Origin of the sequence: Burkholderia sp. Bp9031 (genome assembly GCF_003857965.1) — a bacterium.
GTDB classification, from domain to species: Bacteria; Pseudomonadota; Gammaproteobacteria; order Burkholderiales; family Burkholderiaceae; genus Burkholderia; species Burkholderia ambifaria_A.
Map to the genome: position 1 here is coordinate 17,659 of NZ_QTPW01000039.1, position 22,408 is coordinate 40,066.

The window sequence follows — 22,408 nt, forward strand, 5'->3', positions numbered from 1 at the left end:
AATGTTTAGAAACGTAGAAGCCTTTCCCGGCGACCCGATTCTCTCGCTGATGGAAGCGTTCCTGTCCGACCCGCGCCCCGAGAAGACCAACCTCGGTATCGGGCTCTACTACGACGAAGCCGGGAAGATCCCGGTTCTGGAGTCCGTCAGGCGGGCGGCGACGCTGATCCGCGACGCGGCCCGGCCGCACACCTACCTGCCGATGGAAGGCGACGTGGCATATCGTACGGCGGTCCAGCACATCGTCTTCGGCAGCGATTCCGAAGCCGTGGCGTCCGGACGGATCGCCACGATCCAGTCGATCGGCGGCTCGGGGGCGATTCACATCGCGGCGCGCTTGCTGAAAGCCAGCCTGCCCGACAGCGGTATCTGGATCAGCAACCCCACGTGGGACAACCACCGCGTGCTGCTCGAGTCGGCCGGTCTGGCGGTCAATACCTACCCGTACTTCGATGCCCGGACGAACGGCGTCGACTTCGACGGGATGATCTCGACGCTCGACACGTTGGCCGAGCGCAGCATCGTGCTGTTGCAGCCGTCATGTCACAACCCGACCGGGGCGGATTTGTCGGCGGAACAGTTCGCGCAGGTCATCGACGTGCTGAAGCAGCGCAACCTGTTGCCGTTCGTCGATATGGCGTACCAGGGCTTCGGCGACGGACTCGACGAAGACGCGGCCCCGATCCGCCGCATGGTCGACGCTGGGCTGCAGGTCGTCGTGACGAACTCGTTCTCGAAGAACTTCTCGCTGTATGGCGAACGGGTCGGTGCGCTGTCGATCGTCTGTCCCGACGCGGAAACGGCGGCGCGCGTGCAGGGGCAGTTGAAAGCGGCAGTCAGGAAGGTGTATTCGAGCCCGCCGGCGTTCGGTTCGCAACTGGTCAGCGCGATCTTGACTGATCAGACGCTGTCGCAGCAGTGGCAGCGCGAAGTCGGAAAGATGCAGCAACGCATGAAGGCGATGCGGCACACGCTGCGTTCGGCGCTCGAAGCCATGGCGCCGGAGGTCGACGCGCGCTATCTGACGGATCAGCGCGGCATGTTCAGCTATACGGGATTGACCGCGGCCGAAGTCGACGCGCTGCGTGAGCACAAGTCGATCTACCTCGTTCAGTCCGGCCGGATGTGTGTTGCCGGGCTGAACGACGGCAACGTTGCCTACGTCGGGGAAGCGATTGCCGACGTGATCAGGCAGCGAACGGCCGTATTGAGCTGATTGCAGCGGGCCGGGGCAGTCCGGTCCGTCCTTCAAGACCTTCATTCACTTGCCATGATTCGCGAAACAATCGATACCGGCCTTCCCGCGCTGAACCAACCATTCTCCTGGGCCACCCGGGCCGGCGGGCTGCTTTTCACCGCGCACGGGCCGGTGACGATGGACGGGAAGATCTGCAGCGAACCGATCGAGGCGCAGGCGCGCCTGACCTTCTCGAATCTGCAGCGGGCAGTGGCCGCGGCAGGGGGCGTCATGCCGGATGTGGCGCAAGTGCTGATTTATATGAAGGATGCCGGCCATATGGTGACGATCGACCGCGTATACCGGGAATTCTTCGATGAACCTTACCCGAATCGATCGAGCGTGGTCGTCAGCGGCTTCGTCCATCCGGAGATGCTGATCGAGATCGTCGCTTACGTCGCGCTCGATTCGCATGCCGGATCCCGGTAACGCGGCCGGCACCGACTCAGCGGCGGACCGCCGTGTCGAAGCGTGTTCGTGGACGTCCCGTTCCACCCGTTTCCGCATGCTTTGCATGTGATATTTCGGCTTTCGACATGCGGTACCGCCTTCCTAGAATTGTGATTCAAACGGCTCTCTCCACGATTTGCATATGACCGATTCTGCAACGACGGCGCTGACGCGTGCCGAGGATGCTGTGTGGGAAATCCGTAGCGGCGCGGAAGACGGCGGTGGCGGCATCGCCTGGGCCGTGCGCTCAACCGGTAACTCGCTTGCGTCCGGTTTCGGCCGGTTGATGGCGGGCGAGACGCCCGCCAAGACGCTCGACTACGACGAGGTGATTCACGTGCTCGCCGGGACGCTCGGCGTGACCTGCGACGGCAGACAGCGGGTTGCCCGGGCCGGCGACGTGCTGTCGCTCAGCCGCGGCTCGGTCGTCACGTATTCCGGCCGCGACGCCGAATTCTTCTTTGTCGTCACGGCCGCCTGATGCCCTCGCGCGTACCCTCGAAACGGATTGCAGCATGAACGCTTCAGCATCTTCAGAGAAATGGCTTCCCGCCGACGACAACACGAACGGCTGGTCGGCGATCCTGCCGCCGCGCGTTCCCCGTGAACCGGCGCGGCAGTCGGCGAGCTTCGACTGGCTGGTGGTCGGTGCCGGCTATGCGGGCCTGTCGGCCGCCCGACGGCTGGCGATCCTGAACCCGTCCCACACCATCGCACTCGTCGACGCACAGGCAGTCGGGGAGGGCGCGCATGGCCGGAACGCCGGGTTCGCGATCGACCTTCCGCACAACAATGACCACGATCCCGGCAACACGGAGAAGGGGCATCGACACATGCGGTTGAGCCGCTACGGGATCGATACGCTCGACGAGCTGGTCCGTGTGCACGGGATCGATTGCCAGTGGAGCAAACGAGGACGATACGACTGCGCGGTGTCCCCCGACATCTCCCGCACGCTGCTGGGCGCAACGGCCGCCGAGCTCGATGCGCTGGGCGAGCCCTACGAAATCCTGCGCGGGGACGCACTTCACGCGCGGCTGGGAACGCGCTACTACGATTCCGCGATCTACACCCCGGGCACCCGTCTGCTGAATCCGGCCGCGCTGTCGCGCGGGCTGGCCGATTCGCTGCCGGCGAACGTGCAGCTGTTCGAGCATTCGCCGGTGCTCGACATCGAGTCCGGGTCGTCCGTCGTGGCGACCTTGCGCAATGGCAAACGGCTGACCGCACGAACCGTGGTGCTCACCAACAACGCGTTCATCAATCGCTTCGGGTATTTCGACAGGCAGCTGTTGCCGTTCGTCCTGTTTGCGAGCCTGTCGCGGCCGCTGACGCCGGAAGAACGAGCCCGGCTCGGCGGCACGCTCGACTGGGGCATTACGCCGGCGCACGGGATCGCGGGCGCCACGTTGAGGTATACGCAGGACTTCCGCATCCTGTTCCGGTACGGGTTCCAGTTTGCGCCAACCTTGCGCTGCCCGGCATCGCTGCGCGAGCGCATGCAGCGCACGCACCAGGTCCTGTTCAAGACCCGTTTTCCGATGCTGGAGCACGTGTCGCTCGAGCATTTTTGGGCAGGTTACCTTTCGTTGAGCCAGAACGGCGCGCCCGGCTGGGGGCAACTGTCGAACAACGTGTATGCAGCGGTCAACTGCAACGGCGTGGGCATCGCCAAGCAAACGACGGCCGGGGCGCTCGTCGCTGAGCTGGCCTGCGATACGGGGCATCCGCTGATTGGCGACATGCTGGCCCTGGGTTCGCCGGACCTGCTGCCGCGGCGGCCGTTCCTGGACGTCGGCGTGAGGAGTTACCTCGCGGCCCAGAAATGGATGGGCCGCAGCGAGAAGTAGCAGACCCGAGAACGAGACAATCAGACAGACATGAAGAGCGAGACACAGTATCAAGCAGCACCGACCACAAGCGAAGCGAGCGCCACGAAATGGTGGGTGCTGTTTCTGCTTACGCTGGTCTATACGGTCAACATTGCGGACCGTTATGTGGTGTCGACCCTGATCGAACCCATCAAGCATGAATTCGGGCTGAGCGACAGCGAAGTCGGTTTCATGACCGGCACGGCCATCGCGCTGTTCTACGTGACGCTGAGCCTGCCGCTCGGCTTGCTCGCGGACCGCGTCAATCGCAAGCGGATGATCAGCGTTGCGCTGGCGGTCTGGTCGGGCTTCACGGTCTTGTGCGGCGCGAGCAGCACAGCGCTCACGTTCTTCCTGTCGCGGATCGGCGTCGGGATTGGCGAGGCCGGCTGCATGCCCTGCGCGGTCTCGCTGCTGGCGGACAAGTTCTCTCCGTCGATGCGCGGGACGGCCATGAGCCTCTTTTCCGTCGGGGCGGCAGTGGGCGCGCTGATGGGGTCCGCGGGCGGCGGCTGGATCGCCGAGCAGCACGGGTGGCGCGCCGTCCTGCTGGTCTTCGGGTGCCTCGGGCTCCCGCTGGCCGCGGTCCTGATGCTCGGCTTCCGCGAGCCGCGGCGCGGCGTGTTCGACAAGCCGGAAAGCGCGGCGAACCGCGCGGGTCTCCGGGAAACCTTGCGTCATATCCGCGACTGCAAGGCGCTGTTCCACGCCATCGCCGGGACGACCGTTCTGACCTTCTGGGGCTGGGGGCTCGTCTGGTGGACGCCGTCGTTCCTCGTCCGCAGTTTTCATCTCGGTGTCGGCGATGCCGGCGAGATCCTCGGCGCGATCCACGGTATCGGCGGTGGTCTCGCAATGCTCGGCACCGCGCTGGTGTTGAGCCGGCCGCGCGCGGCGTCGAGCTTTGCGCAGGCGCGGCTCGTCGCGCTCGTGACCGCGCTGGCAACCGTACCTTCGTTCATCGCGTACGCGTCGTCGTCGCTTCATCTGACCCATCTGATGCTGTGGGTGTTCGTCCCGACGATCTACGTGTATATCGGCCCGTCCGCGTCGATGGCCCAGAATCTCACGCCAGCGGCGATGCGCGGCCAGGTCGTCGGGATCATCGTGTTCGTCACGAACGTCGCGAATCTCGTCATTGCGCCGCAAGCGGTCGGGTTTCTTTCGGATGCGATTGCGCCGCATGTCTCGAACCCCGCCGAGTCGCTTCGGTATGTCCTCGTGCTGGTATCGCTGACCGGCCTCTGGGCGGCGTGGCACTTCTATCTGGCGGCGCGCCACATGCGCGCCGGCGAGGCCGACCGGTCTGCCGAGACGGTCCAGGGCGCGTCCGTGCGCGGTTCCTGATTCCTGATTCGTCGAGTCCGACATACCTCGGGCTCGCACCCGGCACCTGGCCGGGTTCCCGCGGGGCATGCGCACGGGCTTGCTCGTTCGCCCGCTACGACGCCTTGCGCGGCGCATGTTCCACGGGCGCTTCCATTTCCCGCCACGCGACGCGATTCCATTTGGAGTCCCGTCGCGTTTTGCTTCGTGCGCAGCGAATGGCGCGCGATTTCGCATCCGGCGCAGACCGGTGTGCAGGCCATTCCCTTCGTGATCGTGCATCGACCCGCAAGCATCCTGTTCCCGCGATGCATTCAACGACATGCGTGGTCGTCTGACTCCGCGCGGCCGACTCCCTGTAACACACCTCCGTCACGCAGCATTTCGCCATTGATGTCGCAGCGCATGCATCGCTCGCGACGCGCCGGTTCGCCGATATCCGATCGAGAAATGCGTCGCCAGCCGCTGGCGATCGATGAACGTGCGGGTTAAAAAGCGGCATCGCAGTTTAAGGACTAACACCTACGCGGTGTCATCGTCCGCCATCGACAGGTGCAGCGCTGTTCAAGCGTTTTCCTTGATGCAAAAGGCTCTGCGTGGTCTGACGATATTTGCATGTGAATTGTCATGCATCGAACCAGAAATAGTGATTTGTCGAGTCGTTTATGTCGTCATGAAATCACCTCGACGACACACCGGTGTCGCCGTGTCGCCGGCAACGGCGACACGCAACGACTGAAGCACGGGACGTTCAATGTTCGATTCAATGAAGCTCAAATCGCAGCTGGCGGCATGTGTGCCCGGTCGCCCGCTACCGCAGGCATTTTACAAGGATGACGAACTGTTCGCCGCCGACATGGCGTTGATCTGGGAGCGCCACTGGTTGTTCGCCGGCTTGTCGTGCGAGATCAAGCGCCCGGGCGACTGGTTCACGCTGATGGTCGGCGAAACGTCGATCGTCGTCGTGCGTGACCGCGACGGTGCGATCCGCGCGTTCTACAACACTTGCCGGCATCGCGGCTCGCGCATCTGCGCGGGAGAGCGCGGATCCTCGCGGATGCTCACCTGCTCGTATCACCAGTGGACCTACGGACTCGACGGCCGGCTTGCGTTCGCCGGCAACATGGGCGAATCGTTCGACGCGTCCCGGCATGCGTTGAAGCCCGTCGCGTGCGAGCTCGTGGCCGGCTACATCTTCATCAGCCTCGCCGAGCAGCCGCACGACTTTTCGTCGTTCAGCCGGCGCGTCACGCCGTATCTTGCGCCGCACGGCCTCGATCATGCCAAGGTCGCGTTCGAATCGACCATCGTCGAGAAGGGCAACTGGAAACTCGTGATCGAGAACAACCGAGAGTGCTATCACTGCGCCGCGAACCACCCGGAGCTGCTGCGGACGATTTCCGAGTACGACGGGCCGACCGATCCGCGCTACGGAAGCGACGGCGTCGTGTTTGCCGAGAAGACCGCACGCGACGAAGCGCGCTGGGCGGCGGCCGGATTGCCCTATGCGCCCGTCGAGGAGGCGCCCGAATACCGGTTGATCCGGGCGGCAATGGAGCGCGGCCTGTCGTTCACGATGTCGGGCGAACCGGCGAGCGCCCGGGTGATGGGCACGCTCCCCGAGCAGGACGTCGGCTCGCTGCGTTTGCTGCGGTTCCCGAATACGTGGAATCACGCGCTCGGCGATCACGCGATCGCATTCCGGCTGTTGCCGCTGGGGCCGCGCGAGACGCAGGTCACGACGAAATGGCTCGTGCACGAAGACGCGGTCGAAGGCGTCGACTACGACCTCGACACGCTGACGAAAGTATGGAAAGCGACCAACGCCCAGGATCAGCGACTGGTCGAGACGAACCAGCTCGGCATCAATTCCCGCGGTTACGAGCCGGGCCAGTATTCGCCGCTCGTCGAGAGTGGCGTGGTGGCCTTCATCGACTGGTATCTCGATGCGATGCGCGACGGTCTCGCACGGTCGCGCCCGACGTTTCCGGTCCAGGCCGCGTGAGGTCGACGGTGAATTTGTCGATCCGCCTCGAGCGGCGCTAGACAACCAGCAGTGAGCGTTTCCCGGCCGCGCCGCTGGCGGTATCGCGAAGCCGGTCATCCAGATCAATCATCGTGCGGAGTGAGACATGTTCAAACGAATTTTCCAGATCAACGCGGTACGTACGCTTGCCGCATGCAGCGTCAGTGCAGCAGCATGGCTGTGCGCGCCCGCGCATGCAGCCGACACGACGCAGTCGTCATGGTGCTCGGCAGCCAAACCGGTCAAGTTCGCGGAAATGGGATGGGACAGCGCGAAATTCATGACCGAAGTGGTTCGCTATGTGCTCGAGAAGGGCTACGGCTGCAAGACGGAGCTGATGACGGCCACGAACGCGATCGCGTTGCAGGCCATCACGACGGGCGACCTGAACGTGATGGTCGAGTACTGGGCCGGACGTACGCCGGCGTACGAGAAGGCAGTACAGGACGGGCGGGTCAGGATCGTGGGCTCGCTCGTCAACGGCGGCAGCGTCGAGGGCTACTACGTGCCGGAGTATGTGATCAAGGGCGACCCCGCGCGAGGAATCAAGCCGCTTGCGCCCGACCTGAAGAGCGTCGCGGATTTGCCGCGGTACAAATCGGTATTCGCCGATCCGGAAGATCCGTCGCGCGGCCGCTTGTACAACTGCCCGATCGGCTGGCAGTGCGAGTCCGATACCGAACAGAAAATGAAGGCCTACAAGATCGGTGCCGCCTACACGGATTTCCATCCCGGCTCCGGTCCGGCGCTCGACGCCGCGGTCGAATCGGCCTTTACGCGCGGCAAGCCGATCCTGTTCTACTACTGGGAACCGTCGACCATCCTCGGCCGTTTCCGTGCGGTCAAGCTCGACGAGCCTGCCTACAACGCTGCCTGCTGGAAGACCATCAACGGCAGCAAGGATCCGAATCCGTGCGGCTCCGCGTCGCCGCCGACCTCGCTGCGCGTCGTCGTGTCGAATTCGGTGGCCGATTCCGACCCGGCGTTGATGTCGCTCTTCGAGAAGGTGCAGTTTTCGACCGGCGCGTTGAACACCACCATTGCCCGCATGGCGACCGAGAAGGTGCAGCCGCGCCAGGCCGCGGTGGACTTCCTGAAGGCCAACCCGTCGCTTGTCGCCCAATGGGTGCCGGCCGCGGCCGCGCAGAAGGTCGCAGCCAGCCTGAAGTGAAGCACAGCGCCGCTGCGATGTGCGATACGGCGTAGTTGAACTCCGCCCGGGGACAGTCGTGGCGACGCGTGCACGACGCCCCGACCGCTGCCCGTCCGTGGGCCAAGTCTGAAACGTAAAGGAACTGCAGTGAACGGCATCTTTTATTCGCTCGACCTGGGCGATGCGATCAACCAGTTTTTTACCGGGGTCGTCGCGCGTTACGGCGACGTGTTTCATCACGTCAGTGCGGTATTGCTGCTGTACGCACTGAATCCGGTGGAAGCGCTTCTCAAGGCGACGCCGCCGCTCGCGGTCATCGCCGCCATCGGCGTGATTGCCTGGATCGGCGCCCGCCGGATCGGTCTGGCGGTGCTGCTGATGGCAATGACCTACGTGATCGGCTGTCTCGGGCTGTGGGACAAGCTGATGGCAACCTGCGCGGTCATGTTGACGGCGCTGATCCTGACGACGATCGTCGGCATTCCGTCGGGCATCGCGATTTCGCGCAGCCCGTTCCTCGCACGGGTGTTCAATCCCGTGCTCGACATGATGCAGACGCTTCCGTCGTTCGTGTACCTGATTCCGGTCGTGATGCTGTTCGGGCTCGGTCGCGTGCCGGCGATCTTCGCCACGATGATCTACGCGCTCCCGCCGCTGATCCGGCTGACCGACCTGGGCCTGCGTCAGGTTCCGGAGGATGTCGTCGAAGCGGCGCGTTCCTTCGGCGCGACCTCGTGGCAGCAGCTCGTCGCGGTCGAATTGCCGCTCGCGATGCCGTCGATCATGGCGGGCGTCAACCAGGCCGTGATGATGTCGCTCGCGATGGTCGTGATCGCGTCGATGATCGGCGCCCGCGGGCTCGGCGAGGACGTGCTTTCCGGTATCAACAATCTCGACATGGGGCAGGGCATCCTGGCCGGCGCCGCCATCGTCATTCTCGCGATCGTGTTCGACCGCATTACCCAGTCTTTCGGCGTGGGCAAGCGCGCCCGCCGCCATGCACGGACCTGATCAAATGAAACCTTCCACGCTTTGCAATACGGGTACGTCGCTCGACGCGGAATCGGGTGGTGTCTCCACCGGGCTCCGGTCGAAGCGGCACGAACCTGAAACCTCCCCGGTTACTGTCGGCGGGGCAGCCGATGTGCCGATTCTCGAGTTGCGTCACCTGTACAAGGTGTTCAGCCCTCACCGGCGCCGCGTCGACGAGGCGCTTGCCATGGCCCGGACCGGCATGCCGAAGGACGACATCCTGCACCAGACCGGTTGCAACGTTGCCGTGCGCGACGTGTCGCTGTCGATTCGCGAAGGCGAGATCTTCGTAATCATGGGCTTGTCGGGATCCGGGAAATCGACGCTCGTGCGTCACTTCAACCGCCTGATCGAGCCGAATTCCGGCGAACTGCTGTTTCGCGGCACCGACGTCCTGCGGCTCGGATCACGCGCGCTGCGCGAGATGCGGCGCCATCACATCGGCATGGTGTTCCAGAGCTTCGCATTGCTGCCGCACAAGACCGTGCTCGAGAACGTGGTGTTCGGCCGCTGGATCCGCGGCGACGCGAAAGCGGAGTCCGACAACGTGGCGCGGGACTGGATCAACGGTCGGCTCGGGCTCAAGGGATACGAGCGCAAATACCCGGACGAGCTTTCTGGCGGGATGCGACAACGCGTCGGGCTGGCGAGGGCGCTCGTGTCCGAGCCCGACGTGCTGCTGATGGACGAGGCATTCAGCGCACTCGACCCACTGATTCGCAGCGAAATGCAGGACATCCTGCTGGAGATGCAGGCCGAGCTGAAACGCACGATCGTGTTCATCACGCACGATCTCGACGAAGCGATGAAGATCGGCTCGCGGATCGCGATCATGAAGGACGGTGTGGTCATCCAGGTCGGAACGCCGGACGAGATCCGCAGCGCGCCGGCGAACGACTACGTGCGACGTTTCGTGGAAGCAAGTTGATGTTGCTGCGGTCAAGCGATGCGCAGTCGTTGGCGTATGCGCGGAGGCCTTGAAGACGGTCAAGGCTGAAATCGTATCGGAGGCGGGGTGGCGCTGACGCGTGGCGACAGTGCAGGTGTTCAGCAGGGCGGCGGCCGCGATTGTCGCGACCGCCAGCCGCATTCCGGTGAGTCGACGAGCGTTCTGAAAGTTCGGTTTTATCACTCGACAATAGAGGAGTCCATAATGAAAAAGACGATGCTTGCGGTATCTTCCACTTTGATCTGCGGGGCGGCATGCGCGCAATCGTCCGTCACGCTGTACGGCCTGATCGACGCCGGCGTGACCTACACCAATCACGTCAACGATTCATCCGGAAAAGGGACATCGCTTCAGTTCCAGTCCGGGGTGGCCCAATCGAGCCGATGGGGGATGCGCGGCACCGAAGACCTGGGCGGCGGGACGAAGGCGATCTTTACCCTCGAAAGTTCGTTCGACGTTGGCACCGGCAAGTTGCTGGGCGGAGGCGCGGAGTTCGGCCTGCAATCGTTCGTCGGCTTGACCGGGAACTGGGGCACGGTGACGCTCGGTCGCCAGTACGACTTCATCGGCTACTATTTTCCCGCCTATGCGATCGCCGCCAATACGCCGGCCGGGCTGCTGGGCTGGAGCCTGCCGACGTATGCGTCCAGTGGTTACGCGCTCGATAACCACGTGTGGGGCGATCTGGTCAACAACGCGGTCAAGTACGAGTCGCCCGTTATCGGCGGCTTCACGTTCGGCGCCATGTACGGCTTCGGCAATGTGGCAGGGTCGCTGGGGCAGAACAGCTCCAGCAACTTCTACGTGAGCTATGCCAACGGTCCGCTCAGTGCGGCACTCGCGTACATGTCGATCCACAACGTGACGCCTTCCGCCAATTCCGTCGAATACGCGGCGGGTGCCGCGTACAACATTGGCAAGGCGCGCGTGTTCGGCTATGTCACCGACGTGCGGCTGTCGAGCGGGACCAAGGCCCGTGCGACAACGGTCGAAGGCGGCGCCAGCTATCAGCTGACCCCTGCGTTGTCGCTTGCAGGCGGGTTGCAGTATCAGGCGCGCAACAACGATGTCGGGAGCGCGAACCAGCTCATACTGAGCGCCGATTACTTCCTGTCGAAGCGCACCGACGTTTATCTCGTCGGGACGTTGGCGCACGACCATGGATTCGGTACGCAGGCCGAGGCGGCATTGGGGGCGTCGTCGAACACGAACGTGCAGACCGCGGTACGTGTCGCGATTCGACACAAGTTCTGAGTACGGGAGACCGGGCGCGATCAGACAGCCGATCGCGCCGCTGGATAGCCCGCTGGCGGAGCGCGTTGGCGCGTGTCGAGCGACGCGTGCCCGAGCGCAGCCTCCGTTGCGCCGGTTCGCCGCGCTGCCAGATCGCGTATTTCCGTTACTTCAACGCCCCCTCGGCCACCAGCACCTCATGCGCGGCCTTGAACGCGCTGAGCCCATGCGGGATGCCCGAATAAGCGGTTGCATGCAGCAGCGTCGCCTTGATCTCGTCGACGCTCACGCCGTTGTTCAGCGCACCCTTCACGTGCAGCTTGAGTTCGTTGGTATGGCCGCCGGCGGTCAGCATCGCGAGGTTGAGCAGGCTGCGCGTCTTGCGGTCGAGCGTGTCGTCGCCCCATGCCCAGCCCCACGCCCAGGCCGTGGTCGCGCGCTGGAACGCCATCATGAAGGCGTCGGCTTTCTCCATCGATGCATCGACGTACTCCGGGCCGAGCACTTCCCGGCGGATCGGCAAGCCTTTCTGAAACAGCGCGTCGTCTTCATTCATGATTGATCTCCTTTGTTAATCCAAAGCCCCGGCGCCCGCCGGACACCGGCCGCGCGAGCGCGCACCGTCCTTCGATGCGAACAGGTAGCACGCCAGCGCGGTGGCGACGAGGCCCACCATCCACGACACGTCCGCGCCACCGAGAATCGACGCCCACGGGCCGTGGAAGAAGCTTTCTTCCATGAACGGCACCTGGACCGCGATGCCGAACACGTAGATCGCGATCGCCTTGACGTTGAACGACCCGTAAGCGCCGCCATTGTTGCTGATGATTTCCGCGACGCGGTAGTGCCGGTTGTTGATGAGGTAGAAGTCGATCAGGTTGATCGCGATCCACGGCGCCAGCACGATGCGCAACGCGAAGATCGCGCCGAGGAAGATCGAGATGAAGTTGCTCGACGCCCATAACGCGGTCGCGGTCGACGCCACCAGCAGCACCGCCGACACGACGACGCGCACGTTGCGCCCGGGCACCCAGCGCGGGCGGAACGTCTGCGCGGCGGTGATGAACGACAGCACCGCGCCATACAGGTTCATCCCGTTGTGGCCGATGATGTTGACGAGGAACAGGAAGATCAGCACGTAGCCGAACGCGCCGGTCTGCTCGCGGATCGCCTGCATCGCGTCGGTCGAATGCCCGGTGCTGACGGCGAGCACGCCGAACAGGAACGCGAAGATCGTGCCGAGCGACGTGCCGAAATACGTGTACGCGAAGGTCTTGCCGAATCCGGTGGAGGCCGGCAGGTAGCGCGAATAATCGGACGTATAGGGCGCGAAGCTGATCTGCCACACCGCGCACAGCCCGAACATCGCGAACCAGTTCGCGAGATCGAAATGACCCTGCTGGAAGATCCGTGCATCGAGGCCCGGCGCCATCAGCGCGATGCCGATCAGCAGCGCGCCGCCCATGAACCACGCGCCGACCTTGTTGAAGCGATGAATGAAGTGGCAGCCGATCACGCCGACCAGCGTCGCGAGCACCGCGCCGATGACGGTCGCGACCGGCACGGGCACCGCGGGCGCTGCCGTGTGCAGCGTCTTGCCCGCGAGAATGATGTTCGACACGAAGAAGCCGAGGTAGATCAGCGTGGTGAACCCCACCACCAGCAGCGACCCGTACCGGCCGAACTGCGCGCGGCTCTGGATCATCTGCGGCACGCCGACGAGCGGCCCCTGCGCGGAGGTGAGCGCGTGGAAGATCGCGCCGAAGCATTGCCCGGCCGCGATCGCGAGAATCGCGCTCACCAGGTCGAGGTGGAACACCAGCACCGACGTGGCGCCCGAGATCACGGCAAGCGGTGCGACGTTGGTGCAGAACCACAGGGTGAAGAGGTCGGCCGGCTTGCCGTGCCGCGCCTCCGGGGCAACATACTCGATCGAGTTGCTTTCGATGGCGAGAACGCTGCCGTCGCTTTCCTGCTTTGTCATGCTGTCTCCATTTTTATTGCCGGGGCCATGCCGCGCCGCACGGGCTCGCTGGCGCGGCGCGGCATGGCACGACATGGCTTCTGCGGCTTTGAATCGATACTGCAGGCGAATGCGTTTTCGCTCAACGCATCACGAACGGGTCGCTGATCGGCTCGTCCGACGTACGCAGCCACACGGACTTGGTCGTCGTGTATTCGAGCGCGGCGCTCAGGCCGCCTTCACGGCCGTGCCCGGACAGGCCGAAGCCGCCGAACGGCACGAGCGGCGACACGGCCCGATAGGTGTTGATCCACACGATGCCCGAGCGCACGCGCTTCGACACGCGGTGGGCGCGCGTGAGGTTGGTCGTGAAGATGCCGGCGGCGAGACCGTAGGCCGTGCTGTTGGCTTTTTCGATCGCTTCCTGCTCGGATTCGAACGTGTCGACCGACAGCACCGGGCCGAACAGTTCCGTCGTGATGCTGTCGGCATGCTCGACGCCGGTGCAGTCGAGGATCGTCGGCGCGTAGTAATAGCCGTCGCGCGCCAGCTGCTTTCCGCCCGTGAGTACCTTTGCGCCCTGGCGCACCGAGCGCTCGACGACCGCCTCGATGTTGCGAAGCTGGCGCTCGGTGCACAGCGGGCCGTACTCCGTTTCCCGCTCGTTGGGCAACCCCACGCGAATGCGCGACACGCGCTCGACCAGCAGGGAAAGGAATTGCTCCTTGACGGAAGCCTCGATCAGCAAGCGCGAACCCGCGACGCAGCTCTGGCCGCTCGCCGCGAAGATCGCGGCGACCTGTGCATTCACCGCGCTCTGGATGTCGGTATCGGCGAACACGATGAACGGCGACTTTCCGCCGAGCTCCAGCGACACCTTCGCGAGATTGCCGGCCGTGTTCCGCACGATGTGGCGCGCGGTCTCGGGGCCGCCGGTGAACGCGACCTTGTCCACGCCCGGATGGCCGCTCAGCACCGCGCCGCATTCCGGGCCGAAGCCGGTGATGACGTTGACGACGCCCGGCGGGAATCCCGCCTCGTGCACGAGCCGCGCGAACGCCAGCAACGGCCCCGGCGCTTCCTCGGACGCCTTGAGCACCACCGTGCAGCCGGCCGCGAGGGCCGGGCCGACCTTGACCGCGGACAGGAACAGCTGGCTGTTCCAGGGTACGATCGCGGCGACCACGCCGACGGGCTGACGCTCGAGCCACACCTGCATGTCGGGCTTGTCGACGGGGATGCTGCTGCCTTCGAGCTTGTCGGCGATGCCGGCGTAGTACCGGTAGTACTCCGCGACATAGGCGATCTGGCTCGACGTTTCCCGGATGATCTTGCCGGTGTCGCTGGTTTCGATTTCAGCGAGTCGCGGCGCGGCTCGTTCGACGAGATCGGCGAGCCTGTACAGCAGCTTGCCGCGCGCTGATGCAGACAGTCCCGCCCAGGCCGGATCGGTCAATGCGCGGCCGGCCGCCGCCACCGCGCGGTTGACCTCGTCGGTGCGCGCTTCCGGCATCTGCGCCCATACGGCGCCGGTTGCCGGATTGATGCTGCCGAAAGTCGCGGCACCGGGTTCGAACTGCCCGTCGATATACAGCTGAAAAGGCACGGTCATGGCATCAGCACCTCATTGAAACGCGGGCATCACGTCGTGGATCATCCGCTCGAGCGAAGCTTTCTTGCGCTCGAAGCTCATGCCGGTATCGATCCAGAACGAGTATTCGTCGAAGCCGAGCGCCTCGTACGTCTTCAGGCGCGCAATGACTTCCGCGGGCGTGCCGATGACGTTGTTCCTGCGCATGGCTTCCGGCGTGTAGAACGGGTGCGCGGCGATTTCGTCGCGGCTCAGCGGCTTGATCATCCCGCGGCTGACCGGGCGCTCGTTCTTGAACCACGCGCCGAAGTAGTTGTAGAACACGTTGACTTCGTCGGCGGCTACTTGCGCGTCGTCCTCGCTGCTCGCCACGTAGGTGTGACGCAGCAGCATGATCTTCGGGCGCGGCAAGTCGCTGAATTTCTCGCACGCGGCGTTGAAGTGGCCGACCAGCTTTTCGACTTCCTCGTCGCCGAGGTGCAGCGGCGTGACCTGCACGTTGCAGCCGTTCGCGACCGCGAACTCGTGGCTGTTCGGATCGCGCGCGGCCACCCAGATCGGCGGATGCGGTTGCTGCAGCGGCAGCGGCGACGACGTCGTTGCCGGGAATTGCCAGAACTCGCCGTCGTGCGCGTAATCGCCTTCCCACAGCTTCTTCACCGCGGGAATGAGTTCGCGCATGCGCTGGCCCGCACCCCATGCGTCGAGGCCCGGCATCAGGCGCTCGTATTCGAACGAGTATGCGCCGCGCGCGATCCCGAGTTCCAGGCGGCCGCCCGAGATGATGTCGGTCATCGCGGCTTCGCCGGCCAGCTTGATCGGGTGCCAGAACGGCGCGACGACCGTGCCGGTGCCCAGCCGCACGCGCTTCGTCTTGTTGGCCAGATCGGCGAGGTTGATGAACGGGTTCGGCGCGATCGTGAAGTCCATGCCGTGGTGCTCGCCGGTCCAGACGGCGTGCATGCCGCCGCGATCGGCGATCTGGCAGAGCTCGACCATCTCGTCGTACAGCTGCTTTTGGCTGGTCTGGTCGGAGACGCGCTCCATGTGGACGAAAAGCGAAAAACGCATGATGTGACCTTTCAGGAAAGAAGCGGGCGGACGGTGCCGGTGCTGTGATCGCCGAAGTACAGGCCGTAACTCTTCAACTGGCTCTCCCTGCGATAGCGTTCGAGCATGCTGGCGAGTGCGCTGTCCTGGAACGCGCCGGCCTCGATGTGCTCGAGGCTCACGAATTCGCCGGCGACCGCCGCTTCGTCCGGTGCGCTGCAGAGGAACGAGATGTACTGGTAGTGCGTCTCGGTATTGTTGTAGACCGAATAGATGAAGCTTGCCGATGCGTCCGGCTGGTACTGCCGGAAGAGTTCGGCGAGCGCCTTGTCGGCGCCTTCGTTGCCGATCTCCTTCGTCGGCAGCGCCCACTTGCCGTCGGCCGTCTTCACCAGGAGCACCTTGTCGTCGCGCGTGATGATCGCGCTCACGATCACCTTCGGGCCGGCGATCACTTCGGCCGACAGCTTCGCCGGCGTGAAATAGCCGCCGCGGTAATAGCCGAGCCCCGCGTAGCCGGCGGAATGGAACGCCTCGACCTTGCCGATGATGAGCGCGTGATCGCCCGCATCGATCACCGCGTGCGTCGTGCAGTCGAACCACGCGCTGACGTCGTCGATCAGCGGGTTGCGATGCGCGCTCAGGTGCCAGCCGACCTGCGCGAAGCGATCGTCGCTCGGCCGCGCGAAGGTGTTCGACAGGTCCTTTTGCCCTTCCGCGAGGATGTTGATCGCGAAGTGGCCCGTGGTGGAAAACGTCTGGAAATTGCTCGACGTCTTCGCGATGCTGACGAGCAGCAGCGCGGGGTCGAGCGACACGGACGAGAACGAGTTCGCGGTGAAGCCGAGCGGCTGGCCGTCGTCGCGCGCGGTGGTGACGATCGTCACGCCGGTCATGAACGCGCCGAACGCATCGCGCAGCTCGCGGGTGTTGATCGTCGGGACTTCCTGGCGGGTTGCTTGGCTCATGTCACACTTCCGATTTCAGGGTTTCCGCCTGCGGCACGGCTTGCAACCAGGCACGCAGCGCGCGATTGACTTGCTCGGGCGCGGTCAGGTTCACCATGTGGCGCTCGTTCTCGATCACGACGGCCCGGCCGTCATGCGCGGCCTGCGCCATCTGCCGGGCCATCTCGGGCGTCGAATTCGGGTCGTCCGATCCGGTCAGCACGAGCGCCGGGCAGGCGATCCGGTGCCAGCCGTCGGCATACACGTCGTCGCCCTTCGCGAACGCGGTGTACGCGGTGGCGTAGCCGGCCAGGTCGACGGATTGCAGCCATGCTTGCACCTTCCGCGCGGCGGCCTGCTGCGCTTCCTCCGCGTTGAACCAGCGCCGCAGCGGCGTATCGACGTCGATGGTGCCCGAGCGCAGTTCGGCGGCGCGTTGCAGGACGGCTTCACGCGCCTCTTCGGTGCGGCGGTACACCCCGTTCAGGACTGCCACGCGCTTGACCAGATCGGGCCGCGTCACCGCGACGCCGGCGGCGATCAGCGAGCCCATCGAGTGGCCGGCCAGGTTGACCGGGCCGACCTGCAGCGCCTCGATGAATTCGATCGCCCATTGCACGAACTGCTGCAGGTCGGCGCCGGTGTCGAGCGCATCGCTCATGCCGTGGCCCGGCATGTCGACGGAGATCACGCGGAAATCGCGCGACAGGTCGTCGATCTGCGGATACCACGCGCTCGCCTGCATGCCGACGCCGTGAATCAGCACCAGCGGTTCGCCGGCGCCCTGGTCGAGATAGTGGGCGACGCGCTTATTTGACAGCGGCAGGGTTCTTGACGTCATTTCCGAGCTCTGCGAGATCTTTGTAGCGGTCGCCGATGCGGTGATGCGGACGGCCGGCGGTGGCGGCGCCGATGGCGATGACCAGTTCGTCGGCGGCCGGTGCGTCCGGAATCGCGAACTGGAGCGTCAGGTAGTGCGAGCGGCGGCCTTCGTCGTTCTTGTCCATCATCGGAATGAGGAGCGGCGCATTGGCCGGGCCGCGCGTGTTGTTGAACGCGAGGTACGACTTGGCGCCCACCGCCGTGCGATAGGTGTTGCCGAAGTGCAGCGTGTGGATCAGCGCGGATGCATGCTCGATTTCACCGTCGAGGCCGACGATCGCGCTCTTGCCGAACGCCTCGACCGCGTCGCCGGAGCCGGCTTCGTCGAGGATCATCTTCGTCAGGTGTTCGCTGAGCTGCGGCGCCAGCGCGCGGATCTCCGGCGACAGATCCTCCACGTACCCGCGGCCTGCCCACGGGTTCTTGATCACGGCGACCGCCCCGATCATCTTCAGCGGTTTGGCAGCGACCTTGTCACCATCCACATAGAGCGTCTCGACATGGAGGACGGATTTCCGAATCAGGCTCATGGCACCTTCCTTTCGTGCGTTGATTGTGGGATTCATTGTGGTATACCATGTTACGGCATGCCATGAGTGTTAACCCGTGTCCGGGAATTTCCCGAATCTGGAGGCGAAAAATGAGTGCGTACTGGATTGCCCACGTGCAGGTGCTGGACCCTGTGAGATACAAGGACTACACGGACCTCGCGCCGCAGGCGTTCAAGAAGTTCGGCGCGGTGTTCCTGGCGCGCGGTGGCGCATCGGAGGTGCTGGAGGGGGAATCGTTCGAGCGCCACGTCGTGATCCGCTTCCCGGATATGCGGACGGCGCTCGCGTGCTATCACTCGCCCGAATACCAGGCGGCGAAGGCGAAACGCGATGGACATTGCCGCGCGCAGATATCGATCGTCGAGGGCCTGGAGGGCTGAACGCGCGGTTGACGGCGGGTGTGCGGCGGGCGGGATGGAAAGCCCGCTGACAGTTCGGTCATAATATGGCATTCCATGTCTGTGCCCGGCGCATCGCCGGGTGCAGGCCGCCCACCCGTTTTCAGAGTGCCACCCATGCAAGACCTCAAAATCGACCGCAATGCCAAGACTTTGCGCGAACTGACGCTGGACAAACTGCGCGGTGCGATCGTGCAGGGCTATTTCCGTCCCGGCGCGCGGCTCGTCGAGCGCACGCTGTGCGATGAACTCGGCGTCAGCCGCACGGTGGTGCGCGAGGTGCTCCGACATCTGGAGACCGAAGGGCTGGTCGAGACCGTGTCGCGGCAAGGGCCGGTGGTCGCGCGGCTCGATCCGGCGCAAGTCGGCGAGATCTACGAATTGCGCGGCCTGCTCGAAGCCAATGCCGCGCGTGCCTGCGCCGAGGGCGCGACACCCGAAGTCGTGCAGCAGCTGCGCGAGATCCGCGCGACGATCGAAGATGCGTTCGAGAAGCAGGAACTGCCGCGTGTGCTCGAGTACACCGAGCGCTTCTATGAAGCGCTGTTCGAAGCCGCCGGGAAGCAGGTGTCGCTGACGGTCGTCAAGACGCTCAACGCGCGCATCAACCGGTTGCGCGCGTTGACCATCGCGATGCCGGGCCGCGGCGGCGACTCGAACACCGAGATGAACCGCCTGCTCGACGCGATCGAGCGGCGTGACGGCGATGCGGCTTCGGCGGCGTCCGCCGCGCACATCAAGCGGGTTTCCGAGCTGGCGCTGTCGGCGCTCGCGCAGCAACAGGACGAGGCGGTCACCGACAACTGACGGAATTCCGGGCGCGGGATCGAAACGCACGATTGAACAGCAAAGGCCGCCGGCATCACACCGGCGGCCTTTTGTTTTGTCTGTCGATTCGACGGGTTCAACTCATGGTATTCCATAATACGATGTTCATTGTTGTAGTCCATAAGATGGCATACCATAATCTCATCGAGTAACGCAGTGACCACGGGAGCACGCCATGACTGAGTCGATGACCGGACCAACCGCGCGGCAACAGGTATTCGACACGCTCGGATTCCGCCGCGCGCAGGTGGGCGCGATTCTCGAACATCGCGACGGGCTCGTGCTCGTCGATACGCCGCAAGGCCTGCGCTTGCCGACCGGCATCCGGCTCGATCCGGCGAGCGACGCGGCGAGCCTGCGCGGCGTGCTCGCGAAGCTCGGCCTCAACGCGCATCTCGACTTCCTGTTCGCCGTATTCGAATCGGCCGGCGAGCGCGAGCCGGGCGTCCATATCTATTACCGCGGCCGCGTGATTCCCACCGGTTCGCCATGGTTCGACAGCAGCATCCGCATCGTGCCGCTCTGGCAGGTGCCGTGGGACGAGATCGCCGACACCGCCGTGCGCGCGATGCTCGAACGCTACGTGCGCGAACGCCGGCAGGACGCGTACGGCATCTATGTCGGCGATACGGAAGCCGGCACGGTGCAGCCGCTCGCGCTCGCGCACTGACGGCGCCGGACAAAACCGACGTGCCGCGCGGGTTGCCCCCGTGCCATCGCGATCGCGGCACAGCGACGAACAACAAGATCGAGAAGCCGGCGCGGCGGGCGCTGCCGGCCTGAACACGCGTATTCGAATGGCTGCCGCCCCGGTGGCCGCGAGCCGCAACCGTTTCCCCCTGGAGAGAGACCATGAGCAGCAGAAGCATCCCGCGTTTCGCAGCATCGCGCCTCGCCTGTATCGCCCCGTTGGTCGCGCTGTGCGCCGCGCCCGCGCTGGCCGCGGACCCGATCGTGTTCACGAGCTGGGGCGGCACGACCCAGTCGTCGCAACAGAAGGACTGGGCGCAGCCGTTCACGCAGGCGAGCGGCATCAACGTGCTGATGGACGGGCCGACCGATTACGGCAAGCTCAAGGCGATGGTCGACAGCGGCAACGTGAGCTGGGACGTGGTCGACGTCGAAGGCGACTTTGCCTACGCCGCGGAAAAGGCCGGGCTGATCGAGCCGATCGACTATTCGGTGGTGAAGAAGGCCGAGCTCGACCCGCGCTTCGCGACGCCTTCCGCGGTCGGCAGCTTCTATTACTCGTTCGTGCTCGGCTACAACAAGGCGAAGTACACGGGCGCGCAGCCGCAAAACTGGGCGGACCTGTTCGATACCAAGCGCTTCCCGGGCAAGCGCACGTTCTACAAGTGGTCGGCGCCTGGCGTGCTCGAGATCGCGCTGCTCGCCGACGGCGTCGCGCCCAACAAGCTGTATCCGCTCGACCTCGACCGCGCGTTCAGGAAGCTCGACTCGATCAAGGGCGACATCGTCTGGTGGAGCGGCGGCGCGCAGTCGCAGCAGCTGCTCGCGTCGGGCGAAGCGCCGGTCGGCATGTTCTGGAACGGCCGCCTGCATGCGCTCGCGCAGACCGGCGTGCCGGTCGGCATGTCGTGGAACCAGAACCTGACCGCCGCCGACATGCTCGTGATCCCGAAGGGCGCGAAGCATCGCGACGCGGCGATGAAGTTCCTGGCCGCCGCGACGAGCGCGCAGGCCCAGGCGAAATTCGCGGCCGACACCGGCTATGCGCCGATCAACGTGAAGTCTGCCGCGCTGATGCCGCCGGCGATCGCCAAGACGCTGCCCGACCAGTACAAGACCTCGCAGATCAATCTCGACATGAAGTACTGGGCCGAGAACCGCGACGCGATCGCGAAGCGCTGGTACGCGTGGCAGTCGAAGTAAGCAGGCCTGGAAACTGGGTATCGGCACGCGTTCCGTTCAGGATCCCGAACCGGATCCAAACGGTCCGGTTGAGCAACGCATCTGCATGGGGCCAGGGGTAACGGACGCTGAAGCACCGACCCTGGCCGATAAAGGAGACACCATGCCAAACGTATTGAGTACCGTCGCGCATCCGCCCGCGGCGAAAGCGCGCAAGCGGCGCGACTGGCGCAGCATGCGGCTGCTGACGCCCGCGATGCTGCTGCTCGTGATTTTCTTCCTGCTGCCGGTGCTGTCGCTGCTGTTGCGCAGCGTGCTCGAGCCGACGCCCGGGCTGCACAACTACGCGCAGCTGCTCGGCTCGACGACGTATGTGCGCGTGTTCGGCAATACGTTTCTCGTGGCCACGGTCGTGACGCTCGTCACGCTGCTGGTCGGCTTTCCGATGGCGTGGCTGCTCGCCATCGCGCCGCGCAAGCTCAGTGCCGTGCTGTTCGCGATCCTGCTGCTGTCGATGTGGACCAACCTGCTCGCGCGGACGTTCGCATGGATGGTGCTGCTGCAGGGGACCGGGCCGATCAACCGCGCGCTGATGGCGATCGGCGTGATTCACGAGCCGCTGTCGCTCGTGAACAACCTGACCGGCGTGACGATCGGCATGACCTACATCATGCTGCCGTTCCTCGTGATGCCGCTGCACGCCACGCTACGCGGCATCGACCCGTCGACGCTGCGTGCCGCCGCGGTGTGCGGCGCGAGCCGCTGGCAGGCGTTCTGGCGCATCCTCGTGCCGCTCGCGATGCCGGGTGTGGCCTCCGGTGCGCTGATGGTGTTCGTGATGGCGCTCGGCTACTTCGTCACGCCCGCGCTGCTGGGCGGCCCGTCCTACATGATGCTCGCGGAACTGATCGCGCAGCTCGTGCAGGAACTGCTGAACTGGGGCCTCGCCGGCGCCGCGGCCTTCGTGCTGCTCGCCGTGACGCTCGCGCTCTATGCGTTGCAGTTGCGCTTCACCGGCAGCGCGCGCGCCACCACCGGAGGCCGCTGAC

The 22,408-nt window shown here is 64.9% G+C and carries 21 protein-coding genes and 1 pseudogene; 15 read left to right on the plus strand and 7 right to left on the minus strand.

Going from position 1 to position 22,408, the window contains the following annotated elements; genetic code table 11:
• Nucleotide 1: 1 nt before the first annotated feature.
• From DIE15_RS32395 to DIE15_RS32440, 10 genes are all read left to right on the plus strand, one after another.
• Entirely contained in the window at nt 2–1,216 is a 1,215-nt protein-coding gene (locus tag DIE15_RS32395; RefSeq protein ID WP_124835429.1) for an amino acid aminotransferase, read from the plus strand.
• A gap of 57 nt (nt 1,217–1,273) precedes the next feature.
• Complete coding sequence (locus DIE15_RS32400) at nt 1,274–1,666, plus strand: RidA family protein (protein ID WP_124835448.1); 393 nt, start codon at nt 1,274–1,276, stop codon at nt 1,664–1,666.
• Between the two features lie 163 nt (nt 1,667–1,829).
• On the plus strand, nt 1,830–2,168 hold the full coding sequence (locus DIE15_RS32405; protein ID WP_124835430.1) for a hypothetical protein: 339 nt from the start codon (nt 1,830–1,832) through the stop codon (nt 2,166–2,168).
• Nucleotides 2,149–3,537: an FAD-dependent oxidoreductase gene (locus DIE15_RS32410; RefSeq protein WP_260428402.1), complete on the plus strand. Its 1,389-nt coding sequence runs from the start codon at nt 2,149–2,151 to the stop codon at nt 3,535–3,537. The genes DIE15_RS32405 and DIE15_RS32410 overlap by 20 nt, the downstream gene beginning before the upstream one ends.
• A gap of 96 nt (nt 3,538–3,633) precedes the next feature.
• The gene (locus DIE15_RS32415) at nt 3,634–4,905 is read left to right on the plus strand and encodes an MFS transporter (protein WP_185734584.1); all 1,272 of its coding nucleotides are present in this window, start codon (nt 3,634–3,636) and stop codon (nt 4,903–4,905) included.
• A 745-nt stretch (nt 4,906–5,650) separates the two neighbouring features.
• The gene (locus tag DIE15_RS32420) at nt 5,651–6,889 is read left to right on the plus strand and encodes an aromatic ring-hydroxylating dioxygenase subunit alpha (protein WP_221624184.1); all 1,239 of its coding nucleotides are present in this window, start codon (nt 5,651–5,653) and stop codon (nt 6,887–6,889) included.
• 127 nt (nt 6,890–7,016) lie between these two features.
• A complete protein-coding gene (locus DIE15_RS32425; protein WP_124835433.1) occupies nt 7,017–8,081 on the plus strand; it encodes a glycine betaine ABC transporter substrate-binding protein in 1,065 nt (354 codons plus the stop codon).
• 129 nt (nt 8,082–8,210) lie between these two features.
• Nucleotides 8,211–9,074: a proline/glycine betaine ABC transporter permease gene (locus tag DIE15_RS32430; protein ID WP_124835434.1), complete on the plus strand. Its 864-nt coding sequence runs from the start codon at nt 8,211–8,213 to the stop codon at nt 9,072–9,074.
• A 4-nt stretch (nt 9,075–9,078) separates the two neighbouring features.
• On the plus strand, nt 9,079–10,023 hold the full coding sequence (locus DIE15_RS32435; protein ID WP_124835435.1) for a glycine betaine/L-proline ABC transporter ATP-binding protein: 945 nt from the start codon (nt 9,079–9,081) through the stop codon (nt 10,021–10,023).
• A 225-nt stretch (nt 10,024–10,248) separates the two neighbouring features.
• A complete protein-coding gene (locus DIE15_RS32440) occupies nt 10,249–11,298 on the plus strand; it encodes a porin (RefSeq protein WP_124835436.1) in 1,050 nt (349 codons plus the stop codon).
• Between the two features lie 145 nt (nt 11,299–11,443).
• On the opposite strand, the gene DIE15_RS32445 is transcribed toward DIE15_RS32440, so the two are convergent.
• From DIE15_RS32445 to DIE15_RS32475, 7 genes are all read right to left on the minus strand, one after another.
• A complete protein-coding gene (locus tag DIE15_RS32445; RefSeq protein WP_059516993.1) occupies nt 11,444–11,833 on the minus strand; it encodes a carboxymuconolactone decarboxylase family protein in 390 nt (129 codons plus the stop codon).
• A gap of 15 nt (nt 11,834–11,848) precedes the next feature.
• Nucleotides 11,849–13,261: a cytosine permease gene (locus DIE15_RS32450; RefSeq protein ID WP_057927339.1), complete on the minus strand. Its 1,413-nt coding sequence runs from the start codon at nt 13,259–13,261 to the stop codon at nt 11,849–11,851.
• 121 nt (nt 13,262–13,382) lie between these two features.
• Nucleotides 13,383–14,852 (minus strand): aldehyde dehydrogenase, encoded by a 1,470-nt coding sequence (locus DIE15_RS32455; RefSeq protein WP_124835437.1) that lies wholly within the window; start codon nt 14,850–14,852, stop codon nt 13,383–13,385.
• Between the two features lie 12 nt (nt 14,853–14,864).
• Nucleotides 14,865–15,902 carry an LLM class flavin-dependent oxidoreductase gene (locus tag DIE15_RS32460; protein ID WP_124835438.1) on the minus strand — a complete coding sequence of 346 codons (1,038 nt, stop codon included), beginning with the start codon at nt 15,900–15,902 and terminating at the stop codon, nt 14,865–14,867.
• An 11-nt stretch (nt 15,903–15,913) separates the two neighbouring features.
• Nucleotides 15,914–16,849, minus strand: coding sequence for a flavin reductase (locus tag DIE15_RS32465; RefSeq protein WP_124835439.1), 936 nt, complete (start codon nt 16,847–16,849; stop codon nt 15,914–15,916).
• 1 nt (nt 16,850) lies between these two features.
• On the minus strand, nt 16,851–17,669 hold the full coding sequence (locus DIE15_RS32470; protein WP_124835440.1) for an alpha/beta fold hydrolase: 819 nt from the start codon (nt 17,667–17,669) through the stop codon (nt 16,851–16,853).
• A complete protein-coding gene (locus DIE15_RS32475) occupies nt 17,638–18,240 on the minus strand; it encodes an amino acid synthesis family protein (protein WP_057927334.1) in 603 nt (200 codons plus the stop codon). The genes DIE15_RS32470 and DIE15_RS32475 overlap by 32 nt, the downstream gene beginning before the upstream one ends.
• A 110-nt stretch (nt 18,241–18,350) precedes the next feature.
• Between DIE15_RS32475 and DIE15_RS32480 the strand changes: the two genes are divergently transcribed.
• From DIE15_RS32480 to DIE15_RS32500, 5 genes and pseudogenes are all read left to right on the plus strand, one after another.
• Nucleotides 18,351–18,641, plus strand: a complete 291-nt coding sequence (locus DIE15_RS32480) for a DUF1330 domain-containing protein (protein ID WP_124835441.1) — start codon at nt 18,351–18,353, stop codon at nt 18,639–18,641.
• A 135-nt stretch (nt 18,642–18,776) separates the two neighbouring features.
• Nucleotides 18,777–19,466: a GntR family transcriptional regulator gene (locus DIE15_RS32485; RefSeq protein ID WP_124835442.1), complete on the plus strand. Its 690-nt coding sequence runs from the start codon at nt 18,777–18,779 to the stop codon at nt 19,464–19,466.
• 259 nt (nt 19,467–19,725) lie between these two features.
• Nucleotides 19,726–20,157 (plus strand): annotated as a pseudogene (locus DIE15_RS32490) (flavin reductase); the annotation flags it as partial.
• Between the two features lie 182 nt (nt 20,158–20,339).
• Nucleotides 20,340–21,380: an ABC transporter substrate-binding protein gene (locus DIE15_RS32495; RefSeq protein ID WP_057927331.1), complete on the plus strand. Its 1,041-nt coding sequence runs from the start codon at nt 20,340–20,342 to the stop codon at nt 21,378–21,380.
• 142 nt (nt 21,381–21,522) lie between these two features.
• On the plus strand, nt 21,523–22,407 hold the full coding sequence (locus DIE15_RS32500; protein ID WP_057927330.1) for an ABC transporter permease: 885 nt from the start codon (nt 21,523–21,525) through the stop codon (nt 22,405–22,407).
• Nucleotide 22,408: the final 1 nt, after the last annotated feature.